Here is a 25,619-nt window from a genome sequence, read left to right as displayed (position 1 = left end):
TCCAACACTCTTGTGATGTTTTTAGTTCGATTTGTTGCTGGCTGTGTTTAGGTCTTGTAGGCATACATTTGTACATAACTCCTTTAAAAATAGAGTGTTTATACGCAAAGTCTGATTTGCTCGATTTTCAATCTGAATCTGTTTGTTAACATTTGAATTTTGTATTGTTTCTTTATGGAAACGATATGTTTCTTTGTTGATATCTGGCTTTTGAAAATATTAACTATCTGAAAATATTTAAGAAATAAACATTAGAGTGATTGTGGCTGTCACAGGGTTCACTTACGGTAATGGACGTGCAGAATTGGACTGCTTATATTGGTCGGGCACAATAATTAGAGATACGGATATGAAACAGAAGCAGCTGATTGACGCATTTACCGCGATCGTTGGGGAAGAAAACGTCCTTACCGATCAAGTTAAAAACAAGTATTACCGCAGCGGTTTTCGCTCTGGAAGCGGTACTGCTCTAGCCGTCGTTTTCCCCAATACACTTGTTGAACAATGGAAGATCATTCAGCAATGCGTTGAGAACAATTGCATTATCATTATGCAGGCTGCGAAAACGGGACTGACCGAAGGTTCTGCACCAAGCGGAAATGATTATGATCGCGATGTCGTCGTCATCAACATTACCAAAATGAAGCAAATCTACCTCGTTGACGGTGGCAAACAAGCAATCTGTCTTCCAGGTGCTAGTCTTCATTCTCTAGAGAAAGAGTTAAGAGCAGTCAATCGAGCGCCACATTCAGTGATTGGTTCTTCTTCTCTGGGTGCGACAGTTGTTGGTGGCATTGCAAACAACTCCGGTGGCGCATTAGTAAAACGCGGCCCTGCTTACACTGAGCTAGCCATCTTTGCTCAGGTCGATAAAAAGGGACAACTTCACCTTGTCAATCACCTCGGGATCGATGGCCTTGGGTCGACACCAGAAGAAATTTTGCAAAACCTCCAAGATGGAAACTTTGACCCTGCCAATGTCATTCATGACGAACGTATGGCATCAGACAAAGAATATGATGAGCGCGTTCGTGATGTAACTTCAGATATTCCTTCGCGTTTCAATGCAGATGAACGTCGTTTGTTTGAGGCAAGCGGCTGTGCTGGTAAATTAGGTGTATTTGCAGTGCGCGTGGACAGCTACCCAATCCCGCAAAAAGAACAAATCTTCTATTTGGGTACCAATGATCCGAATAAACTGACCAAACTAAGAAAAGACTTTCTAACTCAGTTCGAAAACCTGCCAGAAATGGGAGAGTATCTCCACCGCGATATCTTCAACATGGCAGAGAAGTACGGCAAAGATGTGTTCTTATCGATTGATAAGTTGGGTACCGACAACTTACCTAAGATGTTTTCATTGAAAGCGAAAGTGGAAAACTTCTTAGAGCGCGTTCCTTTAGTCAGTAAATATCTTCCAGATACGATTTTGTATTACGCGAGCAAGTTGTTCCCTCAACACTTGCCTCAACGCATGTTGGAGTACCGTGACAAGTACGAGCATCACCTTGTGCTTAAAATGAGTGATGGTGGTATTGCAGAAGCGCAAAAGTATCTGCAAGAAGTGTGGGCGGTAGAGCCTGACAGTGACTTCTTTGAATGTACTCCGGATGAAGGGAAGAAAGCCTATTTGCACCGTTTTGCTGCGGCAGGGGCCGCCATTCGCTACGAAACGATCCACCGCAACGAGGTTGAAGATATCGTTGCGCTCGATATTGCATTAAGACGAAATGACGAAGAGTGGTTAGAAACCTTGCCGGAGGAAGTGAGCCAAAACTTGGTTAAGTCGCTCTATTATGGTCACTTTATGTGTTACGTGTTCCACCAAGATTACATTTTCAAGAAAGGCACTGACACCAAGCGAATGAAAAAGCTGATGTTGGAGCATCTAAACAGCCGAGGGGCAAAATACCCCGCAGAGCATAACGTTGGGCACTTGTACGAAGCAGAAAATTCGTTGCAAAAGTTTTACCACCAATTAGATCCTACCAATACCTTTAATCCAGGTATCGGTAAAATGGACCGTTATAAACGTAATTGTAATTGCTGTGCTTAAGCGATGAATACCCTAAGAGCCACATTTTAAGTGGCTCTTTCTATTTGAAGTGGCGTTGAAGTTTTGATCGAATTGCTTAACTGGCAAACGTTAAGTTGTCTTTTTAACCAGTTGAATCAAAATGAATAAATTTCTTGTTGACCTTGAATCTCAATCCGTTAAAGTACACCTCGTTCTCACGGCATAGGTCGTCAGAACAGGTGGTGTTACCATCGCATGATTGCGTTGCCCTGGTGGTGGAATTGGTAGACACAAGGGATTTAAAATCCCTCGGCGTTCGCGCTGTGCCGGTTCAAGTCCGGCCCGGGGCACCATCTACTTTTCTGGCTAAAGCTAGTTAGGTGAAAAAGCACAATTTGAGGCGCGTTGGCAGAGTGGCTATGCAGCGGATTGCAAATCCGTGGACCTCGGTTCGACTCCGGGACGCGCCTCCATTCAATTTTCAGAACATCTCAGCCAGCATTTGCTGGTTTTTTTGTATCTGAAGTTTGAATATATCTAGTTCTAGTTTGAACAACTTCTCCCATTTGGAATTCCGTTGCCTGAAAACTCTACTCTCAATCGCTCAACCGAGTTCAAGTACTGATTATTGCTGGTATCTGTACTATCAAAATTATTGAGTGTTACATTCCAGTTGGTAAATGGAGTCGGCTCAAAATAGGCATAAGCAAACTTGTCTGAAAGTGATCCGTCGGTAATGATACTTACTTGGTTGTTAACCGCATCATCGAGTCGGTAGTAAAAGGCGCGTGTTATAGGGTTAGCGCTAAACTTAAACTCTTCTTGTCTGAAGCGATCATAGTAGTTTCCGCCGTTAGAAATACTCAAATTGAATTGTTTACCGTAGGGAAGATTTTCACCTTCGATGAATACGCGAATCTTGTCTAATCTCACGCGGTCAAAGGCGCAGAATTGCGATTGCTCCAGTGGGACATTGAAGTTGAACTCACCCGTTTTGAACAAGGCTTCAATTTGTTTCGCATCGTCAATGACGAAGTTGTCGATATTGAAATCTTGCGGCGCAGGTTGAAAACGATTGAGCGCGTTGACGTACTCATTCTCAATAGCAGCCAGATCAAATTGGTATTCTAAGTAGGATTTACCTAAGCTCGGTTTCACATCACTATCTTTAAGTGCCCAATACTCATAGGCGGCGACATAGTTTGAAAGGGCCACAAACATAGGACGTTTGAAGTGCAATGAGACTCGTGATAGCTCTTGCTCAATACGTTTTTGTACAGCGCTATCTTCGCTGGCACTCGCTATTAAACTTGTTAAGCGGTCCTTTTGATTGAGTGTGACTTTACGAGTTAGGAGTAAATCAACCAGTTTTGCTTGCTCCTGAACAAGATTTAACTGCGATGCATTAATGGCTTTGCCTAGCAGAACTTGTTTTTCCATTTCAAGAAGATAAACGCGAGCGCCCTTAATACCTAATGAGTCAGCGTAACGTAGGTTGCTTCTTACCTCAGTTAGCATTAAATCCCATGCGAGATTACTCTCATTTAAAGAGGGGACCGCGAAATCAAACGAGTCCATAGTCTCTGAAATTCGCTGTTGCTTAATCGTGGACTTAACTTCGTTGGTAAGAGAAGCAATCCCCGCAACAGTCTTGGTGATGCTATCAATGATACCAGTAACATTCTTAACGTTTGTTACTAGGTTCTTTGCTTTGTCGAGCGCTTCTGGCGTTTTCGCCAATTGCTCGGTTACGTCATTAATGCCAGACAAATTACCTGTGAATACACCACTTACCGCGCCTCCAATTTCTGCGATGGCTTTAAAAATCGCCAGTGCTGCGTTGAGTTGTTGTTGAGTCTTCCAGACTTCGACACCATACAGGTAATCACTGCGGGCGCTTAACGCCGTAAGCTCCTGAGTTTTGTATTGCGCTTCAACAGCGGTAACACTATCGAGTAGTTTAGCGATGTTTTGTTCGGACTGTTTTACGATGGAGTCCTGAGATTCTAGAACATCATCGATGTTCGCTAGAGCCAGGCGGGTATTTTCAATTTTATCTTCGATGCGGCTATTTCTATCTGAGACCAGTTCACGTTTCTGCTCAAAAGCGATCATTGCCTGAAGGTAGGCTTTGTATTTCTCTTGATACAGTGAACGGTCGAGATAAGGGACAAAGTTGTCCGAGCGGCTACTTAAGTCGGTGAACTGTTTGAAAGCAACGGTCTGAAGATAAAGGTCAGTTAACAAAGGATCCTCAGAAACAGTTTTACCCGCGTTTCTCATGCTCACTTCGAGCCAATTGAGTATTGCCAGACTTGTCGCTGGTTGAGTGTCGTATAAGCTTGTAGCCATATCGAAAGAGCGGTTAGCAATATCAGAGAACTGTTGTTTCGCCAATTGTATGTTGGCAGCTAGTTCACTGGAAAGTTGTTGCTTAACATAGTGTTCTTTCGACAAAATAATCGAAGTGCCTTGGCTCTCTTTAGTATCAATTGTGTCCGCGGTAACAGTGCCCTCTGGTGTGAAAGCCAACACATTAAATGGTGTTTCCATTTTTTGGGCAATAACGGTGACGGAAGCCGCAGCACCTTGTTGGCCGAGCACAAATGTTGGCACGCCTGCGCCTACCACTCGGCGAGCAAAGATCACGATATTTTGGTTGTTCATGACCAAATTAAAGTTCTCATCTACTTCCAAAGTGTCCGCGAAAATATATATCTTGGTAGGTTTTACTTTGTATAAATTTTGTTGGTTAATCCAATCTTTAAGGTTTACATACAAGTCAGAAGTAGAGCGTGTTACAGAATCATTTTGTACGTATGGTGTGTTTAGCCATTCTGGGTATTCAGTATTTGAAGGCAGGTCGTTGATATTAAGCCAATCAGAGGCAATGACGCCATTTGAAAGCGCTGCCGTAACAGCAAGGACAAGGATCTTCTTCATTTTTATTTCCTTATTTTTCGCTACCTTTGGTTTATTTGAGGTAGCTTTGCCCACACCCGACGCAACTGCGCGGGTGGGGAAGTGAGGGATAAATCCCGTTATTGGTTATTGGAAGAGATTATTCGGCTTTTTCTATGTATGCGTTGTTGGAAAAGGTTTTCGCTTTATCACTGATATTGCTCCAGTTTTGCTCTGCAACAGCGGTATTCGCCATCGCTTCTGCGGCGGCTCTTAATGCATTAGATTGTAATATTTCAGTGCTTGATTCGGCTGCTTCGAGCGCAACGATGAGAGAATCAAAATCCGTATTCATTTTCTGCCAATGCAGTTTCAGCTTATTGACATAAGGTATGGCGTTTTCAATTTTGCTTGAGATGTAATTGATACTGTCAGTTGAACGCTTGTAGGAGTTGTATACCTTCTGAGTCGTTGAAAGCTGAGCTTCAAGTACTTTTGCTTCATCCTGAAGTTGATTGCGCAACTTTCTGGCCTTTTCAGCTTTGTCGCCATAAACACCCATAATAGGAACTGCTACCAACGGGAACCAAGCATAAGTGACAGCAGTAGAAGCAACAGTAACGTAGTGGTTGTAATCTTTGTTTAGCTGATTAATGCGGTTATTCAAGTCATTCACGCGCTGTTGAAGTTCACTACCATCATCATCTAGGTATCCACTGTGTGTGCTTTTTAGTACATCAAGTTGGAGTTTTTGTTCTTCCATCTTTGCTGAGAATGCGAGCAGGTCATCGCTAGCCTTTTCTACTTTCTTGTGATTTTCTACCGAGAAGTTTTTCAGAGCGCTAAGGTAGGCAATGGCAAGTTGACGAGCTTGATCGACCGCTTGAACATCCGCGGGTAGTGGAGAAAAGGATTTAGACAGAATGATCGTTAACTGATCACTAAGCGGCTGGACCATATATTTCTGAATGTCATTGTAGTTGGACAGTGACAGCGCTAAGCCCACAATGCTTGGATAGAGATCTTTCTTCCAATAAAACGCTTCGGAATGTACTTTCCCATATTGTTCTACCAGCGCTTTAAAGTTTGAAAACGGAACGTCATCAGCAATGTTGAAAGCAGACTTCATACTCGCTTCAGTAATAGGTAACGATAGCGCACCTTCAACGTAGGTTTGAATTTGAAACCACTCTTTCTGGTTAAGGATGAATTCATCGGTATCTAGGTCAATGAATGCACCGTTTTCACCGATAATTGTTTCATAGCTAATCTGCCCAATCTGCTGTTCAGCTGACGATGGGACGAGTAATTCACTTGACGTTGAAGCCTGAATTCCAGCACTAATTAAGCCTAAACAAATAGTGGATAAAAGGAGTGGCTTTTTTATGTTTTTCATTCTAATACCTTATATTTATGCGTGCTCACGCCTACCGTTGTTATATTTATGGTAATGGTGAGATTTATATTTATAGCAAGCTGTATGGTTTAATTTTCCTGTGTATTAAATAGGTTTTATAAATTCCTCCGATCAATATTTTGGTTGAATCTATAGCAATAAGAATGAACTAAATGAGTTATAGCTCACATAAATGGTAATTTATTGATCAATGTTTAAGCTATTGATGTTTAGTAATATTTAAATTAGTAAATGGTAAATAAATGGTAGGCTACGTAATTAAAAGCTTTAGAAGGGAATTCGAATTTAAAATTTCAATAAACTGATAGTTCTATTATTTTAAGGTTTGAGGTTTTTTATTTACATAAACACTTGTTTAAAATAACTGTATAGTCACAAAATATGTAAGGTGAATTTATATTGAAAATTATACTAATGGAATTAATGGCTCAAAAGTGATCAATATAATATATATAAATATAAGTTACGGATTGGCTTAGCTTCGAGGTCCAGAAGAATAAAAACGACTCGCGAATGGTATGGCGAACCATATTGGCCTTTTCTTGCACATAGATGGTGCAATGAAAGCACTGAGTTGAATGTAACCTGTTGATTGTATTGGATTATCTATCTGGCATCCTACTTGCTGTTGTCAATAAGCCTGGCTTAATTAGGCAACAAATACATATAACAACGTCACAGGCGATGAAGCCTCCTCCACTTTTATGGTGGAGGAGGTTTTTTATTTCAAGGAGTAAGTGATGACAAGGGAATGTACAAAAACGGCCTGCCCATATTGTGGAGTGGGATGCGGTGTGGAAGTGAATCAGTTGGGAATAGAAGGGGATAAGGCGCATCCTGCAAATCAAGGGGCTTTGTGTGTCAAAGGTTCCGCATTAGCTCAGAGCTTAGACATGCCTTCACGATTGCTGTATCCAAAGCTGGATGGCAAAGAGATAAGTTGGGAGCGAGTAACGGAGTTGATCGCGACTGCCTATAGTGAAGCGATTCAAAACCATGGTGCAGATTCCACGGCAATGTATGTTTCGGGTCAACTACTGACTGAAGACTATTACGTAGCCAATAAGTTTATGAAGGGCGTGGTCGGCAGCGCGAACATCGACACCAATTCACGGCTATGTATGTCTTCTGCCGTCGTGGCTCACAACCGTGCGTTTGGAGAAGATGTCGTCCCTGTTAACTATGACGACATAGATGATGCGGAGCTAATCGTTATATGTGGGGCGAATACCGCATGGACACACCCCGTCTTGTTCAGGCGGATCCAGCAGGCTCGAGAACGTAACCCTGAATTGAGGCTCGTGGTGATTGATCCGCGCGAAACAGTGACGGCCCAGCAATCCGACTTACATCTATCTATCCCTAATGACGGTGATATTGCGCTGTTTAATGGGCTGCTGCGTTACTGTGTTGAAAGTGGTTCTCTAGACGAGCCCTATATTGAGTCTCATACATCTGGGTTCGGCGCGTTAGTTGATCTCGTTATGAGCAAAGAGTTCGGCATAGAAGCGCTGTGTGAGAAACTAGAACTGAGCCAAGAGCAACTTAAAACCTTTTATCGCTGGTTTGCTACGACCAGAAAAACCATCACACTGTTTTGCCAAGGGGTAAATCAATCCCAATACGGCGCGGACAAGGCCAACACCATTATTAATGCTCACCTTGCGACGGGTAAGATTGGTATTCAGGGCGCGGGGCCGTTTTCAATTACTGGTCAGCCGAACGCCATGGGAGGGAGAGAAGTCGGTGGGCTAGCGAATCAGTTAGCAATTCATAGAGGGTTTGACCCTGAATCGATAAAGCTTGTCAGTGAGTTTTGGAACACAGATACCCTTGCTCAGCAACCGGGTCTAAAAGCGATTGAGATGTTTGAAGCCGTTGACCGTGGCGATATTCAGGTGATTTGGATCATGGCGACCAACCCTGTAGTTTCAATGCCTGACAACGCGTTTGTAAAACGTGCACTCGAAAAATGCCCGCTCGTTATCGTATCGGATGTAACCGCTGATTCTGATATCGCCAAGTATGCCGATTTGTTGCTGCCTGCCTCAGGTTGGGGGGAGAAGCAAGGAATGGTGACCAACTCCGAGCGTATGCTCACTCGCCAACGGCAGTTTATGCTCGCGAAAGGTGCAGCTAAGCCAGATTGGCAAGCGATCAGTGATGTGGGCGCAAGGCTATGTGAGTTACAAGGCCGAGAAAATGCCTTTGATTTTGCTCGTGAGGCCGACGTGTTTAGAGAATATGCGGCTATGACTGGATTGAATACGCAGAGCTCATTGTTACTTGATCTGTCCGAGTTCGCGAATATGACCGATGAAGAGTACCTAAACTGGCAACCTATTCAGTGGGGAGGAGAAAGACCTTTACACAACGGCCAATTTAGCTTTGCCGATCGTAAAGCGAGGTTCGTTATCCCTGCACTGCCAACAAAACAGCAGGACCAATCATGGTGGTTAAATACTGGGAGACAAAGAGATCAGTGGCATACCATGACTCGTACTGGCTACATTTCCCATCTTGCGGCGACCGAACCTGAACCAACGGTGTATATGAGTAGTCGTTCTGCGGCTTATATGGACGTTAAGTCAGGCCGGTTGGTCGCCTTAGTTAGCTCAGAGACAGAGCGAAAGATTATTGCGAGAGTGGCAATTGATGATGGATTAGGCAAAAGACAACTGTTTATGTCGATGCACTGGGCAGGAGAGTATGGAGGCGAAAGTCAGGTTAATGCTGTGGTAAGCCGCATTGCTGATCCTTCTTCTGGACAACCAGCATTTAAATCCCAACCAGTGGAGTTGTTCCCGGTAAAAGCACAAACTTATGGCCTTTATCTTGGTGAGCGATTTGTTGAACACGATTTCATTTACCAATCATTTCAAACTGAAGAGCGAGTCGGCGTTTGGCGTTTTGCAGATACAAAGTTTTATGACAAATCTTTCGCGACAGAGCTTGGTGAAACTCCACATAAACGCAAAGTCGTTCTAGAGCTTGCTAGTGGGTGGCTAACAGTTTGTTATGACGAAGTGGGAGAAGACAAAATCATTCGTTCTCTACTCATGACCTCTCAGCTCCCGATTGAGGTCGATGTGTCAAATCTTGCAGGTTTAATCGGTAAACCTCTGACCTTTTCAGCTTTGTTGTCCGTCTCTAGCCAGCAGGAAGCCAGTGAGCTTATTTGTAGTTGCTTTAGAGTGAGCGACAAACAGATTCTCCGTGAATTGGAGAGTGGAGATTGCACAAGCATCAATCAGCTGAAAACTAAACTCAAGTGCGGTACGAACTGCGGCTCTTGCTTGCCCCAAGTTGAGCGTCTTGTCGCAAGCCACGGACAAACAATACTGATTGCGAAATAGGAGCGTGCTATGAAATTAGGCAAAAGAGTTAAAGAGGGTTCGCAATTTGGGCTACGTGGCGCAGGTTTCATTGCTCATCAATATGTAAAACAGCCGATTCTTACGGGTAGTGGCTGTGATTCAGAAGGCATCAAGCGAGGAAAGGTGCAACTGGTTGGTGCAGGCCCCAATGATCCAGAGTTACTGACAATAAAAGCGCTGAAAGCGATTCAACAGGCTGACGTGATTGTATTTGATCGTTTAGTAAACAGAGAGATATTGGATTTTGCTGCAGATAAATGCCAACAAATTTATGTGGGTAAGCGCTGCGGTCAGCCAAGCTTAAAGCAGGAAGAGATTAGCCAATTTTTAGTCGAGCTGGCGAAACTAGGTAAACGTGTCGTCAGGCTAAAAGGCGGTGACCCCTTCATATTTGGTCGCGGTGGTGAAGAAGGATTACTACTCGCAAAGCACAACATTGAGTTTGAGGTAATTCCAGGTATCACAGCCGCTATAGGTTGCGCGGCGTCTTCCTATATCCCTTTAACTCATAGAAAAATCGCTAGAAGTGTTACCTTCGTGACAGGGCAGGTGGTGACAGGAGCGCTGCCTGCTTGGTCTGAGCTTGTTAAAGCAGGTCAAACTCTGGTTTTTTATATGGGGCTGGAGAAAGCGCAAGAGATTCAGCAAGGGCTGGTCGAGCAAGGTCTCAATCCAGATTTTCCGCTTGCCATCATTACTCACGGCTGTAGCCGTCAGCAAAAGGTACATGTGTCGTGTTTAAACTCGTTAACTGCTAAAGCGAAAGAGTTAAAAGGGGTCAGCCCAGCATTGATTATCTTAGGCGAAGTCGTCAAACTGCGAGAAGAACTAAACATGACCATAGAGTCAGTGATCTCACAAGAGGAAGTATGAGCTCAATTCTAGAATGTATCCGAACGGTTGGACGAGGAGAGCGAGGACGCAAGCCGCTAACCTTTGATCAGGCTTACCAAATCATGGACGAGTATCTTGATGGTCAATGCGGTGACGACCAGATGGCGATGCTACTGATGTTGATTCGAGTACAAAATGAAACCAAACAGGAAATTGCAGGTTTCGTAAAAGCGTTTCAGTCTCGTGTCCCTAGCTTGGGCGCTGATATTGACTGGCCGTGTTATGCAGGTAAACGCAAAAGTGCAGGGCAACCTTGGCACCTATTATCAGCCAAGATCCTTGCAGACAGCGGCTACAAAGTATTGTTACATGGTTATCACGATAGGCCCGCCGGACGATTACATGCTGAAGATTATCTCGATGCTTTTGGTATTGAGGTTGCCCAGTCACCGCAAGAGGCGAAACAGCTACTAGAGACTAAGCGTATTGCTTATCTACCTCTTATGCATTTTGCTCCACAAGCTGAAACCATGATTGGCTGGAAGAATCGCTATGGTTTGCGTACACCGATCAACACGGTCGTCAGAGCTTTAAACCCGGGCGGCGCAAAACTGGGGTTGCGCGGCAGCTTTCATCCAGGCTTCCAACAACTGCATGCTGAAGTCGAAAGCGAGATAGGATTAACCCGACACGCCGTCGTCTCTTTTAAAGGACAATCTGGCGAATCAGAATACAACCCTAAAGTCAGCCAAACCGTTTGGGTGAGCACGCCGACAGGTGTTGAATCGCATTATTGGACCGAACGTATACTGACTGACATTCCTTTGCCTAAAAAGTGCCAGTTTGGTACGGCAGATATTGATCTTAATATGATGGCCAATACAGTGGTTTCGACAATGGCGACGACATTGTTTGCTGAGTTAAACGATCTAGAAAAGTCATTTGAAAAGGCCTATCTACTCTGGTCTGGTTACTGTGACAGCCAGTAAATAGAACAATTGGCACATTCCTTGTTATGTCTGTTTTAGATAGAGAGCAAAACAAGGAATGTTCATGCACAAAAATCTCTCCAAAAATCCACTCATTATTTGCAGTGATCGTGTTGAAGAATTGGCACGATTATCGACGCTGCTCGCTCAAGAGTTTGACAATATCATCAGTTGCCAACTTAATCAGTTTGAACAAATGTTGGACCGAGAACCCAACGCTTATGTCGTTGTGGGTTGGTTGCAACCTAGTGCTGAACTGCGCGTGGTTATTGAAGAATGCCGTGTTAGAAAGCATCCACTCTTGGTGGTGTTGAAGCAACTCGACTCTAATGATATCAGTCGCTTACCGGAAAGAATGGATTATGTCCTCGTTCCGGCAGATACCGAATTTTGTTTGACTCCTTGGATAGCTAATGCGTGCCAGATTCGCCGTTCAGTGGTTGCTCTTGAAGATGAAATCGAACAGCTTGAGCTGCGATTAGAAGAAAGAAAGATCATCGAGCGAGCAAAAGGGCTACTGATGAAAATGCACCAAGTCGATGAAGATGCGGCTTACAAAGCGATGAGAAAATCAGCGATGCAATCGAGTCAAACCTTGGCGCAAGTAGCGAAAAATCTACTGCAAACTTTAGAGGCGCTAAAATAGCTCAACTACCACTTTGGGATTATAAGAAAAATTCCGCATTGGTGCGAAGTGCACTATTACTAAGCAAACTGAAGGTAAGATTGAAAAGGGGAAAGGATAAGTTATTGAATATAAAGTGTTAAATAAGTTGGCACGCAACTTGGAATACTTAGATTAGAAACAATCTGTTCAATCGTAACCTTACATTATCAACGGCGGTAATCGACAAGGATGCAATGGCGCTACGACTCTTCGGAGGCGTAGCGCCTTTTTTATTGGAGAAAAGTTATGAAATGGAAGTCAGCAATCAAGCGTACTCTGGTGGGTGCAGCGTTAACCACCACCTTTTATGTGCCTAGCACCTTGGCCGAGTTGGGTGAGCCGGAACTCGAAGACCTTAAATTTGGCTTTATTAAACTTACCGATATGGCGCCACTCGCTGTTGCCTATGAGAAAGGTTATTTCGAAGACGAAGGCTTGTACGTGACGTTAGAAGCGCAAGCGAACTGGAAAGTCTTGCTCGATAGAGTGATTGACGGTGAGCTTGATGGCGCACACATGCTGTCAGGGCAACCGTTAGGCGCAACAATTGGCATTGGCACCCAAGCGGAAGTGATTACCGCATTCAGTATGGATCTCAACGGTAATGCGATTACGGTTTCAAACAAAACATGGCAGCAGATGAAACCCAATATTCCGACCGAGGCAGATGGAAAGTTAGTTCACCCAATTAAGGCAGACGCACTTAAACCTGTTGTCGAGAGTTATCTTGATAAAGGTAAACCGTTCAACATGGGAATGGTGTTTCCTGTCTCTACTCACAACTATGAACTGCGTTATTGGCTTGCTGCGGGTGGTATACACCCAGGTTACTACGCGCCCAAGTCAGGTGATAACAGTGGGCAACTCAACGCAGACGTACTGCTTAGTGTAACTCCACCACCACAAATGCCTGCGACGATGGAAGCCGGTACGATTGAAGGTTACTGCGTTGGTGAACCTTGGAATCAGCAGGCAGTGTTTAAAGGTATTGGCGCGCCAGTTGTGACCGACTATGAGATCTGGAAAAACAACCCTGAGAAAGTTTTTGGCGTCTCCAAATCGTGGGCAGAAAAATACCCCAACACACACATTCGTGTGGTGAAAGCGCTTATCCGAGCTGCTCATTGGTTGGATGAGAACAACAACGCCAACCGAGTTGAAGCAGTCAAACTGTTAGCAAAAAGCGAATATGTTGGCGCAGATTTCGAAGTGATAGCGAACTCGATGACAGGTACTTTTGAGTACGAAAAAGGCAATGTCCGAGAAGTGCCAGATTTCAATGTATTCTTCCGCCACAACGCCACTTACCCTTATTACAGCGATGCGATTTGGTATCTGACCCAAATGCGCCGCTGGGGACAAATTCCTGAAGAAAAATCTGATGATTGGTATATGGATGTCGCGAAAGAGGTTTATCGCCCAGATATCTACCAACAAGCTGCACAAGCGCTGATTGAAGACGGGGTACTCAACAGCAAAGACTTCCCAGATTTTGCCACTGAAGATGGTTTCCGCGCTCCGCAAACACATTTTATCGACAACATCGTCTATGACGGCCGCTCGCCTAATGCGTATCTAGAGAAGTTCTCAATCGGTCTGAAAGGCAAAGACAAAGTTTAAAACAAATTGAGGAGGGGCGAGTCCCCTCCGACAAAACAATAACAAGGATGTATAGGAGTTGTTATGTCGAGCAATGTAATCTCACTTATTCCGAGTAAGCAGTTGGTGGCGAACAAGAGCAAAGCTTTTTTGTTACCTGTGATTGGAATCTTGATGTTCTTGATGATGTGGCATTTAAGTGCACGTCAGGTAGAAACTTCACTAGGAACACTTCCTGGTCCGGCTCAAACCTACCAGCAATTCAGTAACTTAGTGGTAGAGCATTGGGATGAAAGAAAAAAAGAAGTCGCCTTTATCGAGCGACAAGAAAAACGTAATGCTGCAAAGCTAGCAAAAAATCCTGATGCTAAGGTCAAGATTAGACCTTACACGGGGAAGCCCACATTCTTTGATCAAATAGTGACTAGCCTCATAACGGTCGCCAGTGGATTTATATTGGCTACTTTGATTGCTATACCGCTAGGTATTGTCCTTGGCTTAAACCAAGGTGCTTATCAGGCATTTAACCCCATTATTCAATTGCTTAAACCTGTCTCTCCACTGGCGTGGCTCCCGATAGTCACTATGGTGGTGAGTGCAACTTACGTCAGTGATGACCCAATGTTCGCAAAATCGTTTGTCAACTCATTGCTGACAGTTGCCCTGTGTAGTTTGTGGCCAACACTGATTAATACGGCCGTCGGCGTCACTAGCGTGGATAAAGATCTTATCAATGTCAGCAAAGTGCTGCAGTTATCTTGGTGGCAACATATCAGAGTCATCGTACTTCCATCTGCGATTCCGATGATCTTTACCGGATTGCGCTTATCGCTCGGTATCGCATGGATGGTACTCATCGCCGCAGAGATGCTGGCGCAAAACCCGGGACTAGGAAAGTTTGTTTGGGATGAGTTCCAGAATGGCAGCTCGGCTTCATTGGGGCGCATTATGGTCGCTGTCATCACGATTGGTTTCATTGGTTTACTGCTAGACCGAGGCATGTTGCAACTACAGAAATGGTTGTCTTGGAATAAGCAACAGGCATTGCGATAAAAGGAGTTTCCTATGTCTAAAGCACTACTCGATTTAACTCAGTTGGGGATGAGGTTCCCAACCCCGAATGGCGAATTTATCGCCTTAAAAAACGTCAATCTTCAGATTAATAAAGGCGAGTTTATTTCTCTGATTGGACACTCAGGTTGCGGAAAATCGACAGTACTTAATCTAGTGGCGGGTCTCCACCTGCCTACGGATGGCGGAGTGATTGTTGATGGTCGTGAGGTCAGTGGACCAGGGCCAGAGCGCGCTGTCGTGTTTCAAAATCATTCGTTATTGCCTTGGTTAACGGTTTATCAAAATGTAGAGCTGGCAGTAAAGCAGATTGCACAGGGCCAGCTGTCTCAAAACACCACTTCTGAACAAAGTTCTAAACAGTGGATCAAAGAGCAGGTCGAACATTATCTCGACTTGATTCAAATGTCTCACGCTGCGGATAAAAAGCCTGATGAAATCTCAGGCGGTATGAAGCAGCGAGTCGGCATTGCCCGCGCGCTTGCACTTCAGCCAAAAGTCCTTTTGATGGATGAACCCTTTGGCGCGCTTGATGCACTGACTCGTGCTCATCTGCAAGACTCACTGATGAAAATCCAAGCCGAGCTGAACAATACCGTGATTATGATTACCCATGATGTGGATGAAGCGGTACTGCTTTCAGACAAGATCGTGATGATGACTAATGGCCCTGCGGCAACCATTGGTGAAGTGTTAGAGATAGATTTGCCCCGCCCACGTAACCGTGTTGCGCTTGCTGATGACCCGCAGTATCAGAAATACCGTCAGTCAGTGCTGCGTTTCTTGTATGAAAAGCAGTCTAAACCAAGTACTCAACCTAAAAGTGCCGAGCAGAAAGAGCTCGAAGTACCCGCTAAGACGGCATAAAGGAGTCAGACAATGGAACATGTAGTAATCGTCGGTAACGGTATGGTTGGGCATCACCTTGTTGCTCAGCTTGTTGAACGAGGTGCTCACCTTGAAAAGCGCATTACGGTGATTGGTGAAGAGCGTTTCATCGCCTATGACCGAGTTCAACTCTCATCGCTATTTTCTGGCAACAGCCATCAAGATCTGATGTTAAGCAGTGAAGAGTGGTACAGCAAACATGGCATAGAGTTGATGCTAGGCAGCCAAGTAACCAAAATCGAACGGGACAACAAACGCTTGGTTTTAGATGAGGACAGTGTCATAGGATACGATCAGCTCGTGCTCGCAACAGGTTCTTATCCATTCGTACCGCCTATTGAAGGTCACGATAGAGACAATATCTTTGTTTATCGAACGTTAGATGATCTTTCTGAAATAAAAACAGCGTGTCAGGGCGCGAAGACTGGTGCTGTAATTGGTGGTGGATTACTCGGCTTAGAAGCTGCAAACGCCTTGAAACTGCTGGGGGTGGAAACCCACGTCGTGGAATTCGCGCCGCGTTTGATGCCTGTTCAACTTGATGATGGTGCGGGCTTAGTTCTAAAAGAGAAGATAGAAGAGCTAGGATTAACGGTTCACACTTCTACGGCAACCGAGAAAATCTGTGATGGCGAAGGTGCAACACATCGGATGGTGTTTAAAGACGCTGATCCTCTCGAAGTAGACGTCATTGTCTTCTCCGCTGGTATTCGACCGCAAGACGCACTGGCTAGGCAGGCGGGTATCAATATTGGTGAGCGCGGCGGCATTGTCATTGATGATCAATGCCGAACTAGTGATGAGAGCATTTTTGCTATTGGAGAATGTGCGCTTTGGCAAGAGAAGATATTTGGATTGGTGGCTCCGGGTTATACCATGGCTCGCGTTGTAGCCGATAAGCTCGTTGGTCGTGAAAACGCAGGCTTCACCGGTGCAGATATGAGCACCAAGTTGAAGCTACTCGGTGTCGATGTCGCTTCGATTGGTGATGCGCATAAAGCGACGGATGGCGCGCAGGAGATGGTACTGCAAGATGCGGTTGCTGGTGTGTATAAAAAACTCGTGGTTGATGAGAGCGGAACCAAGCTACTAGGCGCCATTCTTGTTGGGGATAACTCAGACTATGACGCTTTACTGCAATGCTATCTAAATAAAACGACCCTTGCTGACCATGCGGCAAACCTACTTTTTGACACGGGAATGCTTAATGGCGAAATGGCAGATACCGCAATTATTTGTTCGTGTCACAACGTGAGTAAAGGTGATCTGGTTAATGCAATACAGGCTGGCGCTCATGATCTTGACACCCTCAAGGCAAAAACCAAAGCGGGCACAGGTTGTGGCGGCTGTAGCAACATGGTGAAAAGTGTCTTAGATGCTGAGCTGACTGCGATGGGCGTCGAGGTCAACAATCATATCTGTGAGCATTTTGAGTTGTCGCGCCAAGAGCTATTCCATATTTGCCAAGTCGAAGAGATTAAAGACTTTGATACCCTAATCGAGAAACACGGTAAAGGTTACGGCTGTGATCTTTGTAAACCCACCGCTGCATCAGTGTTTGCCTCGTTATGGAATGAGCACATCATGGAGCCGCAACACAGTTCGCTGCAAGACTCTAACGACGCCTTTATGGCAAACCTGCAAAAAGATGGATCTTACTCGGTTGTCCCTAGAGTAGCAGGGGGAGAAATTACGCCTGACAAATTGATCGCATTAGGTGAAGTGGCGAAGAAGTACGACTTATACACCAAGATAACCGGTGGTCAGCGTGTTGATTTGTTTGGTGCGCAAGTCGAACAGCTACCGGATATCTGGCAAGCGCTAATTGATGCGGGATTTGAGACCGGCCACGCGTATGGTAAGTCACTGAGAACGGTTAAATCCTGCGTTGGTTCGACTTGGTGTCGCTATGGCGTCGATGACTCGGTTGGCTTAGCAATCGAATTGGAAAATCGTTACAAAGGGCTGCGCGCACCGCACAAAATCAAGTTCGCAGTATCCGGGTGTACCCGTGAATGTGCTGAAGCACAAAGTAAAGATATTGGCGTCATCGCCACTGAGAACGGCTGGAATCTTTATGTGTGTGGTAACGGAGGCATGAGGCCAAGACATGCTGACCTAATTGCCTCTGACCTGTCTAAAGCAGAACTGGTCGCGTTAATTGATCGTGTCTTGATGTTCTACGTTCGAACGGCGGATCGTTTACAAAGAACCTCGGTATGGATGGAAAATCTAGAAGGTGGCTTAGACTACTTAAAACAAGTGGTGATTGAAGACTCACTGAGTATTGCTGATTCGCTTGAAGCTCAGATGCAACATGTTGTTGATACCTACCAATGTGAATGGAAGAGCACGCTCGAAAACAGTGACAAACTGGTTAAGTTCAAACCGTTTATTAATGCAGAAGAAGCTAGCCAAGTACTTCCTTATCAAAGAGTACGCGGGCAACGCATTCCAGTGAAGGAGGAAGTGTAATGGAAGTCGCTGAGAAACTAAACATATGCAGACTATCGGATCTTTCACCTTACCAAGGTCGAGGCGCTCTGATAGACGGTGAACAGGTCGCAGTGTTCTATATTCCGAACCAAGGTGTTTTCGCTATCCAGAATTGGGACCCAATTGGTAAGGCCTATGTGCTTTGTCGAGGAATAGTTGGGGATATTAATGGTGAGTTATGTGTTGCTTCTCCACTCTACAAACAGCACTTCAATCTCAGTAGTGGCGTGTGTGTGGAAGAGCCAACAATAAAGTTAACGGTTTACCCGGTAGAAGTAGAGCAGGGCGTTGTAACATTATCACTTTAATAAAACCATCGCGCTGATAAAACCACCGTATTGACGGTATGTTGGTCGATGCGGTGTTCTTTTTAACCATTTGAACAAAAATAGAAATTAATTGATTGACCGGAAAATTTATTCCGTTAAAGTACACCTCGTTCTCGCGACGTTGCTTGTGGGAATGGTGGTGTACCATCGCTTTTAGCGTTGCCCTGGTGGTGGAATTGGTAGACACAAGGGATTTAAAATCCCTCGGCGTTCGCGCTGTGCCGGTTCAAGTCCGGCCCGGGGCACCATCTACTTTTCTGGCTAAAGCTAGTTAGGTAAAAAAGCACAATTTGAGGCGCGTTGGCAGAGTGGCTATGCAGCGGATTGCAAATCCGTGGACCTCGGTTCGACTCCGGGACGCGCCTCCATTCTCTTAAGAGAAAGTAACCAGCTTAGGCTGGTTTTTTTGTATCTGAAATTTGAGCGCGTCTAGATAGACCTCACTACTTTCGAGGTCTATCCGTGCAATCAACAATTTTAGGCGTTAGAAGTAGTAGCGAACGCCACCTTTAATACGGTCTTGGTCCATATCTCCAAATTTGTATCCTTCGATTGAAAAATCGACGGCATTGAACTTGCGCTCGTAAGCAAGGTTGGCTGAAAAAGAGTCTGTGAAAAAGTATTCAGCACCGAGTTCTAGGTTGAAATGAACTTTATTGTTGGTCACATCTTTGTCGCCTTTGATGTCTGGATGTGATGAGCCACCATTCAGTTCTAGTTCCGTACGCGTGTATCCAATCCCGGGTTTCGCGTATAAGTTCAGATCGAAGCCTGTGGCATAGCTCATCTTAGCTCCAAGATCGAACGAATAGATTCTAGCGTCATGGAGCTGGTATTCGTAACCTTGAGCACCGCCGCCAATATCGTAATAATTTGAATAGTCTAGAAGGTCGATGTAATCGTGGCTTAAGTTTGCTTCGATAGCCAGCCATTCGTTCACCTTACGTCCAAGCATGATTGAAAGACCTGCGCCGCTATCATCGGCGTTCTTCGCGCCCGAGCTAATTGTCGAGAATGCTGAAACTTCAGAGTCTAGGTCTAGTTTACTTGAATGAGCATCAAAACCAACATACCAGTTGTTTTGTGCAGACACGGCGAAAGAGCCGCTTAGAAGTGCAAGAGCAGCAATAGAGAGTTTAAAATTCATTATTTACATCTTAGTTATGAATGTGTGATCGGTGCGATTGTAATTTTATATAAGCACCTATTGAGGGCGTGAATCTTATGTGGCGTAACAAATTGTGTCAAATTTTATATTCTGTTAATTAATTTTCATAATTAAACAATAAGGTTTTAGAATAAGAGGTTGTGGAGAGAGTCTTTTTTATGCAGAACAAGGGCTAACTTTCTTCGCCATTTCATAGCGTCGCATCGGCATCACGTCGATGGTTTGTTTCACATGCTCCCAGTCAGTATGTTTTCCCCAACGAAGCTTTTCTCCGCCATCTTTACCAATTAATACAGCAGTGTGAGAGCCAGGCTCAACATCATACATATTAAACAGTGCTTTGAGGTTAAACTCATGCTTTACCCATTTAGGCATACTAAAGCCGTCTTCAGTGACCACTAGAGTGATTAGGTCTCTGTCTTGAAGCTCACATTCATTAATCAGTGTTTCTAACAGAAACTGTTTTACGTGCTCGTCATTGGTAGGGGCAAAGTAGATCACGCTGCGGTGTGACCATTCAGCGGAATAAGAAGGGTAGGTCCAGCTCATGGTTGAGTTGAGTAGCGCAACGGTGAATAGCAGTGCAGCACGCATAACGACAATCCTCCGGTGATGGCCTATAAAAATGTGCTTGTTACACATGTTCTACGTTAATTGTAGGTGGTAAGCTCAAGCCTCGGACAAAAATAGACGGAAATTTTGCCATGCGTACACTGCAATCTGAGCGTTTGACGCTGAGAATGGTTGAACTTAAAGATGCCCCATTTATTCATGAACTCTACAACAGCGAAGACTTTTTGCAGTTTATTGGTGACAAGAACATCCGCAGTGAAAGCGATGCCAGAGTGTACATTGAGGAAAAAATACTGGGCATGCATAGAGAGTTTGGCGTTTGTCTATTGCTAGTGGAAGTCACAGAGAGTGGTGAAAAGATTGGCGTATGTGGCTTAATCAAACGGCCCGAACTTGACGCTTACGACATCGGTTATGGCTTTATGCCAAGCTCATACGGCAAAGGCTATGGGTATGAGGCGGGAAAAGCGGTCATCAACTACGCGTGTGAAACCAATATAATTGAAGATTTGGTCGCGATTACCACTTCTGACAATAAGGGAAGCCGAGCCTTACTATCTAAACTTGGTTTTACCTATGTCAAAGTTCAAGATACGTTGAGTGATACAGTAGACTTATTATTGTACCAACTGAGTCTTTGCCGAGAATAACTATGGCTGTTTCAAATATTCTTCGTGGTGAGTTGTTGACCGAATTCAAAACGGTTCGCGCAATGATGTTTATTTATTGCCGTGCGCACCACGGCAGCAAGGATAGGCTGTGCGTTGAGTGTCAAAGCTTGCTTGAATATGCTGAAACTAAATTGGATCGTTGTCCCTACGGACAGAGTAAGCCCACCTGTAATCAATGCCCGATTCATTGTTATAAAGCAGATCAGAAAGAGCAAATGCGCCAAGTCATGAGATATTCTGGACCAAGAATGTTGCTGCCGCATCCGATTTTGGCTATTCGCCATCTACTACATGAACGCAAACCTGTTCCCAAAAAGCCCGAAGCTGGCGCGTCAAACAGACACCAGAGAAAGCTCGAAGAAAAGGGGACGCAATAAGCGTCCCTTAACACGAGTTGGCTGTTATTCCCCAGCGACCGCTTGATGTTTAGTCTTGATGCTGGCGATTAGCATGTAGATACAAGTCGCGAGAAGTGCCGCGAACAGGTAGCCCATCAAGCCTTGAGAACCTGCCATAAACCCGTCCGCCGCAACAGGACCTGTCACTGATCCAATGCTGTAGCTAAACAGCATCACCTGAGTCGCAGATACGATGTAGTTGGCATCAAGTTTGTCGCAACCAAGGTTGATCGCGACTGGATACAGAGCGAAAGTCGCCATACCCAATAGAAATAGCCCCATTCCTAAAGCTTGAAGCCCGGTGACCATTGAAGTGAACGTAATGGCTGCTACGCCTAGTAGACAGAACAGAGCCATAAGTAACGTACGCCCAAGGAATTTGGATAGCCAAGGCACGATTGGTTGAACGGCCATACCACCAAGTATGACGACAGCCATCAGGCCACCAATATCGCTATGTTCAATGCCACGATTTTGCAGTTCAACTGGCATCAACCCGTAAATCGCGCCGAGAGTGAGGCCAGAAACCACACAACCAATGATCGCGGCATGATTCAACTTGCTAATCTGCTTTAGTGACAGTGGCGTGCTATGTTCACTTTCCGGTTGGTCGCTGTCACCGAAAACAAGTACGACTACAGCAAGTAACAATAAGGTGACGATTGCAATAAATGGTACACCACCAGAGATCCCAATAATGCCAATACCCAACTGGCCGATTGCGCTACCACCGTAAAGAGAGCCCATATACAGCCCAAGTCTTCTCGCTCGAGCGCTTTCGTCACCGTGTAGTAACCAAGACTCAACAATGACAAACACGCCTGCGACAGCAACACCCGCAATAAAACGAGCAACAAGCCAAACCGTGACATTGGCGGCCAATGGTAAAACCATAATGGTGGCAATAAACGTCATTAAGCACCAGACAAAGGCGTTCCGGTGGCCCACTGTTTTAACCAAAGGCTCGACGCCAGCCGCGCCAATCAATAGCCCCGCATAGAAAACACTGGCGAGCCAACTAGCCAGCGATGAGTCCAAGTTATACTCAGAAAGCATCAAAGGAATTAAGCTCATCAAATATCCCGACGCGACCGCATAAAGAGCAAGCGCTATAACCGGTACAGAAATGCGAGCTTTTGGAGCAGGTTGAAGGGTATTTTCCAATGTCGTGGCCTCTTTAGTTGTAGTAAAACTGAACAAATTTCGGCGCGACTATGGGGTTAAAGAGGTGAAAGGTAAAACGAAAACTTTTGACCATGACGATAAAGGATATTTATCGTTGCGTTAGCTAAATAAATTCATGAAAAAAGCGAGAAAATGTGAATGTTTTCTCGCTCTAAACTAGACTAATAAGAAGGCTGTTATTTGGCTAGTGCTTGATTAAGCCATTGATCAAATTGACCTTTAGGAAGTGCGCCATTTATCACATCGACTCTTTTGCCGTTTTTGAAGACCATAACGGTAGGAATGCTTCTAATTTGATATTTGGCAGCGAGATTTTGCTGGCTTTCAGTGTCAATTTTTACAAATCGAACATCTTTTGTTCGTTCCGCAGCAACATCAGAAAAAACTGGAGCAAACCCTATACAAGGATTGCACCACGGGGCCCAGAAATCGACTACAACTGGTGTATCGCTATTTAAGATAGCCTCGAAATTGCTTTCAGTGCCCTCAACGGGCGCTCCATCTAAAAGTAGTGTTTTACATTTTCCACAAGTTGGGGCTTCTGAAATGCGTTCCGACGGCACACGGTTAACGCCAGAGCAAGATGGGCAACGTGTATTGAAGGTGGACATGATATCTCTCTCGTTATTATTTCTAGTAGATGACAGTGACTGTCGCTGCTAGTTATACTCTGTTTATACCAAGAGATACAAATAACTAAATTAAAGGCTCTAAATGAAAAATTTCTATGCAGAAATTACTGGTTGGGGAAAATGCCTACCTCCAGCAACGCTTTCCAATCAAGACCTAAGTACTTTTCTAGACACTTCTGATGAGTGGATCCGCACTCGTACCGGGATTGAAAATCGACGTATTAGCCATGTGAACACCTCTGATATGGCTACTGTTGCGGCGCAACATGCACTCGCTTGCGCTGGAAAAAGTGCAGAGGATATTGATTTAATTATTCTTGCCACTTGCTCACCAGACTCACTGATTCCAAATGCAGCTTCAAAAGTTGCGCAAAACCTAGGTATCGCGGCGGCGGCTGTATTTGATTTGAACGCAGCCTGTACAGGCTTTGTCTATGGCTTAGAAACCGCGACTCGCCTAATACAAGCAGGCAATTACAGAAACGCAATCGTAATTGGTGCTGAGCGCTTATCTTTCTTTATCGATTGGACTATGCGTGATACCGCGGTCCTGTTTGGTGACGGCGCTGGTGCGGTTGTCTTAACCAGAACAGAAGAGCAGGTTGGCCTACAAAACGCGCAGCTTGGTTGTGATTCAGCAGGGCGCGATATTTTGGCTGTACCTAAGTTTGGTACCTGTATGGATAGGTTTGCTGCTGATAATGGCCATTGGGATTTCAATTTCGTTGGTAAAGAGATCTTCAAGCGCGCAGTAAAAGGCATGGGTGCTGCGGCTCAAAACGTGTTGGCACGTAGTGAGCTGTCTACTGATGATGTTGATGTTGTGATTCCACATCAAGCGAACATTCGTATTATTCAAACCTTGTGCGATCTATCAGGTATTAGCCAAGATAAAGCGTTTGTAAACATTCAAAAATACGGCAACACTTCGGCAGCCACTGTGCCTATCGCCTTATGTGAGTCTTTAGAGCAGGGCTTTGTTAAACCAGGTGATAACCTGCTTCTTGCCGCATTCGGTGCGGGATTAACGTGGGGAGCAAGCCACTTAAAATGGGGCGAGCGAGTCACTCCACTGGGTGAGAGCGATGCATGCCTACCAGAATGCGAAAAATCGGCATTAGAGCTTATAAAAGAAGCCGTCGAGCACTGCAAAAATCGCCCGTAACTCTTCAAATTAAATACAAAAAGTCGCACACTCGGTGCGACTTTTAATCTCGAACAAATTTAACCGCAAAAGGTCAACAGACCCTAGGAACACGCTGGGCTTACATGAAATTCCTCCACACTTCTGACTGGCACCTCGGTCGTCAATTTCACAATGTTTCTCTTCTAGATGATCAAAAAGTCGTTCTCGAACAGATCATTGACTACATTCAATCCAACCCAGTTGATGCTCTGGTTATCGCGGGAGATGTCTACGATCGCTCTGTGCCTCCCACCGCAGCCATTGAATTGATGAATCAGTTTGTAAGTCGAGTGTGCGGAGAGTTAAAGCTGCCGATTATTCTAATCCCAGGTAATCATGACGGCGCAGAGCGCTTAGGCTTTGGCTCCCAGCAAATGGCAGAGTCAGGGCTTCATATCATCGCTAACTTTAGAGATATGTTGACACCGGTTGAGCTGAGAACAGACAAGGGCACAGTGCGATTTTATGGTATGCCTTACAATGACCCGGAGCTTGTGCGCCACCACTTTAAGCAGCCTGTATCTACCCACGATGATGCGCATAAGCTGCTGTGTGATGAGATTACTGCCACGTTTGACCCTAATGCGACCAATGTGCTGATTTCTCACTGCTTTGTTGATGGCGCGATTGAGTCAGAGTCAGAAAGGCCACTGTCTATTGGTGGCTCGGACCGCGTGAACCACGAACACTTTACTCCGTTTGATTATGTTGCCCTTGGGCATCTTCATCAGCCACAGAAAAAAGGTGAGGAGTACATCCGCTACTCAGGCTCGTTAATGAAATACAGCTTCTCTGAGCAGCACCAAAAGAAAGGCATGACATTAGTTGAGCTTGATGAATCGGGTTTCAAATCAGCAACCCACATCGAGCTCACTGCTCCCCACGAAATGCGCATAATCGAAGGGGAGTTGGATGAAATCATTGCCCAAGGTAAAACCGACCCTAACAGCCACGACTATTTACTGGTTCGGTTAATAGACAGACATGCCATCTTAAATCCTATGGAGAAACTTAGGGCTGTCTACCCCAACGTATTACACCTTGAAAAGCCAGGCATGCTGGTGGGCGTTGAACAGCAGATGGCAGCGGCTAAGTTGGCTCGCAGTGAAGTTGATATGTTTCGCGATTTCTTTGTTGAAGCACAAGATAGCCAGCTCAGTGATGAGCAAGACAAAGCCATCACAGACATCATCAAGCAACTCAATGAGCAATAGGGCAGAT

Annotated in this window: 20 protein-coding genes and 4 tRNA genes; 18 read left to right on the top strand and 6 right to left on the bottom strand. The window is 45.0% G+C overall.

Annotation, left to right across the window (positions count from 1 at the left end; genetic code table 11):
• Nucleotides 1-349 precede the first annotated feature (349 nt).
• From dld to IX91_RS20315, 3 genes are all read left to right on the top strand, one after another.
• Nucleotides 350-2,056 (top strand): D-lactate dehydrogenase, encoded by a 1,707-nt coding sequence (dld, locus tag IX91_RS20325; protein WP_004743114.1) that lies wholly within the window; start codon nucleotides 350-352, stop codon nucleotides 2,054-2,056.
• 227 nt (nucleotides 2,057-2,283) lie between these two features.
• Nucleotides 2,284-2,370 (top strand) — tRNA-Leu (locus IX91_RS20320).
• A gap of 46 nt (nucleotides 2,371-2,416) precedes the next feature.
• A tRNA-Cys gene (locus tag IX91_RS20315) sits at nucleotides 2,417-2,490 on the top strand.
• A gap of 70 nt (nucleotides 2,491-2,560) precedes the next feature.
• Here IX91_RS20315 and IX91_RS20310 read toward each other — a convergent pair.
• Both IX91_RS20310 and IX91_RS20305 read right to left on the bottom strand, forming a co-directional pair.
• Nucleotides 2,561-4,960, bottom strand: a complete 2,400-nt coding sequence (locus IX91_RS20310) for a hypothetical protein (protein WP_004743115.1) — start codon at nucleotides 4,958-4,960, stop codon at nucleotides 2,561-2,563.
• A 118-nt stretch (nucleotides 4,961-5,078) separates the two neighbouring features.
• Nucleotides 5,079-6,314, bottom strand: a complete 1,236-nt coding sequence (locus IX91_RS20305) for an alpha-xenorhabdolysin family binary toxin subunit A (RefSeq protein ID WP_004743116.1) — start codon at nucleotides 6,312-6,314, stop codon at nucleotides 5,079-5,081.
• 761 nt (nucleotides 6,315-7,075) lie between these two features.
• On the opposite strand from IX91_RS20305, the gene IX91_RS20300 reads away from it, so the two are divergent.
• The 11 genes from IX91_RS20300 (at nucleotide 7,076) to IX91_RS20250 (ending at nucleotide 18,953) form a co-directional block, all read left to right on the top strand.
• The gene (locus tag IX91_RS20300) at nucleotides 7,076-9,691 is read left to right on the top strand and encodes a nitrate reductase (RefSeq protein ID WP_038197368.1); all 2,616 of its coding nucleotides are present in this window, start codon (nucleotides 7,076-7,078) and stop codon (nucleotides 9,689-9,691) included.
• Between the two features lie 9 nt (nucleotides 9,692-9,700).
• Nucleotides 9,701-10,585, top strand: a complete 885-nt coding sequence (gene cobA / locus IX91_RS20295; protein ID WP_004743117.1) for a uroporphyrinogen-III C-methyltransferase — start codon at nucleotides 9,701-9,703, stop codon at nucleotides 10,583-10,585.
• Entirely contained in the window at nucleotides 10,582-11,535 is a 954-nt protein-coding gene (locus tag IX91_RS20290) for a glycosyl transferase family protein (protein WP_004743118.1), read from the top strand. The genes cobA and IX91_RS20290 overlap by 4 nt, the downstream gene beginning before the upstream one ends.
• A gap of 64 nt (nucleotides 11,536-11,599) precedes the next feature.
• Nucleotides 11,600-12,181, top strand: a complete 582-nt coding sequence (locus tag IX91_RS20285; RefSeq protein ID WP_004743119.1) for an ANTAR domain-containing response regulator — start codon at nucleotides 11,600-11,602, stop codon at nucleotides 12,179-12,181.
• 267 nt (nucleotides 12,182-12,448) lie between these two features.
• Entirely contained in the window at nucleotides 12,449-13,822 is a 1,374-nt protein-coding gene (locus IX91_RS20280; RefSeq protein ID WP_004743121.1) for a CmpA/NrtA family ABC transporter substrate-binding protein, read from the top strand.
• A gap of 63 nt (nucleotides 13,823-13,885) precedes the next feature.
• Nucleotides 13,886-14,854: an ABC transporter permease gene (locus tag IX91_RS20275; protein ID WP_004743122.1), complete on the top strand. Its 969-nt coding sequence runs from the start codon at nucleotides 13,886-13,888 to the stop codon at nucleotides 14,852-14,854.
• Between the two features lie 12 nt (nucleotides 14,855-14,866).
• Nucleotides 14,867-15,739 (top strand): ABC transporter ATP-binding protein, encoded by an 873-nt coding sequence (locus IX91_RS20270; protein WP_004743123.1) that lies wholly within the window; start codon nucleotides 14,867-14,869, stop codon nucleotides 15,737-15,739.
• A 12-nt stretch (nucleotides 15,740-15,751) separates the two neighbouring features.
• Nucleotides 15,752-18,235, top strand: a complete 2,484-nt coding sequence (gene nirB, locus IX91_RS20265; RefSeq protein ID WP_004743124.1) for a nitrite reductase large subunit NirB — start codon at nucleotides 15,752-15,754, stop codon at nucleotides 18,233-18,235.
• Complete coding sequence (nirD, locus tag IX91_RS20260; protein WP_004743125.1) at nucleotides 18,235-18,564, top strand: nitrite reductase small subunit NirD; 330 nt, start codon at nucleotides 18,235-18,237, stop codon at nucleotides 18,562-18,564. Before nirB ends, nirD begins: the two co-directional genes overlap by 1 nt.
• Nucleotides 18,565-18,746: 182 nt before the next feature.
• Nucleotides 18,747-18,833 (top strand) — tRNA-Leu (locus tag IX91_RS20255).
• Nucleotides 18,834-18,879: 46 nt separating this feature from the next.
• Nucleotides 18,880-18,953, top strand: a tRNA-Cys gene (locus IX91_RS20250).
• A 116-nt stretch (nucleotides 18,954-19,069) separates the two neighbouring features.
• On the opposite strand, the gene IX91_RS20245 is transcribed toward IX91_RS20250, so the two are convergent.
• A complete protein-coding gene (locus tag IX91_RS20245) occupies nucleotides 19,070-19,732 on the bottom strand; it encodes an outer membrane beta-barrel protein (RefSeq protein WP_004743126.1) in 663 nt (220 codons plus the stop codon).
• A gap of 177 nt (nucleotides 19,733-19,909) precedes the next feature.
• The gene (locus IX91_RS20240) at nucleotides 19,910-20,347 is read right to left on the bottom strand and encodes a DUF4174 domain-containing protein (protein ID WP_004743127.1); all 438 of its coding nucleotides are present in this window, start codon (nucleotides 20,345-20,347) and stop codon (nucleotides 19,910-19,912) included.
• A 110-nt stretch (nucleotides 20,348-20,457) separates the two neighbouring features.
• Between IX91_RS20240 and IX91_RS20235 the strand changes: the two genes are divergently transcribed.
• Together IX91_RS20235 and IX91_RS20230 are read left to right on the top strand one after the other, a co-directional pair.
• Nucleotides 20,458-20,976, top strand: coding sequence for a GNAT family N-acetyltransferase (locus IX91_RS20235; RefSeq protein WP_004743128.1), 519 nt, complete (start codon nucleotides 20,458-20,460; stop codon nucleotides 20,974-20,976).
• A 2-nt stretch (nucleotides 20,977-20,978) separates the two neighbouring features.
• The gene (locus tag IX91_RS20230; protein WP_004743129.1) at nucleotides 20,979-21,374 is read left to right on the top strand and encodes a nitrous oxide-stimulated promoter family protein; all 396 of its coding nucleotides are present in this window, start codon (nucleotides 20,979-20,981) and stop codon (nucleotides 21,372-21,374) included.
• A 24-nt stretch (nucleotides 21,375-21,398) separates the two neighbouring features.
• On the opposite strand, the gene IX91_RS20225 is transcribed toward IX91_RS20230, so the two are convergent.
• Nucleotides 21,399-22,559 (bottom strand): MFS transporter, encoded by a 1,161-nt coding sequence (locus IX91_RS20225; protein ID WP_004743130.1) that lies wholly within the window; start codon nucleotides 22,557-22,559, stop codon nucleotides 21,399-21,401.
• A 197-nt stretch (nucleotides 22,560-22,756) separates the two neighbouring features.
• Complete coding sequence (trxC, locus tag IX91_RS20220) at nucleotides 22,757-23,191, bottom strand: thioredoxin TrxC (RefSeq protein ID WP_004743131.1); 435 nt, start codon at nucleotides 23,189-23,191, stop codon at nucleotides 22,757-22,759.
• A gap of 103 nt (nucleotides 23,192-23,294) precedes the next feature.
• On the opposite strand from trxC, the gene IX91_RS20215 reads away from it, so the two are divergent.
• Complete coding sequence (locus IX91_RS20215; protein ID WP_004743133.1) at nucleotides 23,295-24,377, top strand: ketoacyl-ACP synthase III; 1,083 nt, start codon at nucleotides 23,295-23,297, stop codon at nucleotides 24,375-24,377.
• Nucleotides 24,378-24,481: 104 nt separating this feature from the next.
• A complete protein-coding gene (locus tag IX91_RS20210; protein ID WP_004743134.1) occupies nucleotides 24,482-25,612 on the top strand; it encodes an exonuclease SbcCD subunit D in 1,131 nt (376 codons plus the stop codon).
• The last annotated feature ends 7 nt before the right edge of the window (nucleotides 25,613-25,619 follow it).

It is taken from the genome of Vibrio tubiashii ATCC 19109 (assembly GCF_000772105.1).
Lineage (GTDB): Bacteria > Pseudomonadota > Gammaproteobacteria > Enterobacterales > Vibrionaceae > Vibrio > Vibrio tubiashii.
The sequence above is the reverse complement of the archived record's forward strand: the minus strand, read 5'-3'. Positions and strand labels throughout refer to the sequence as shown.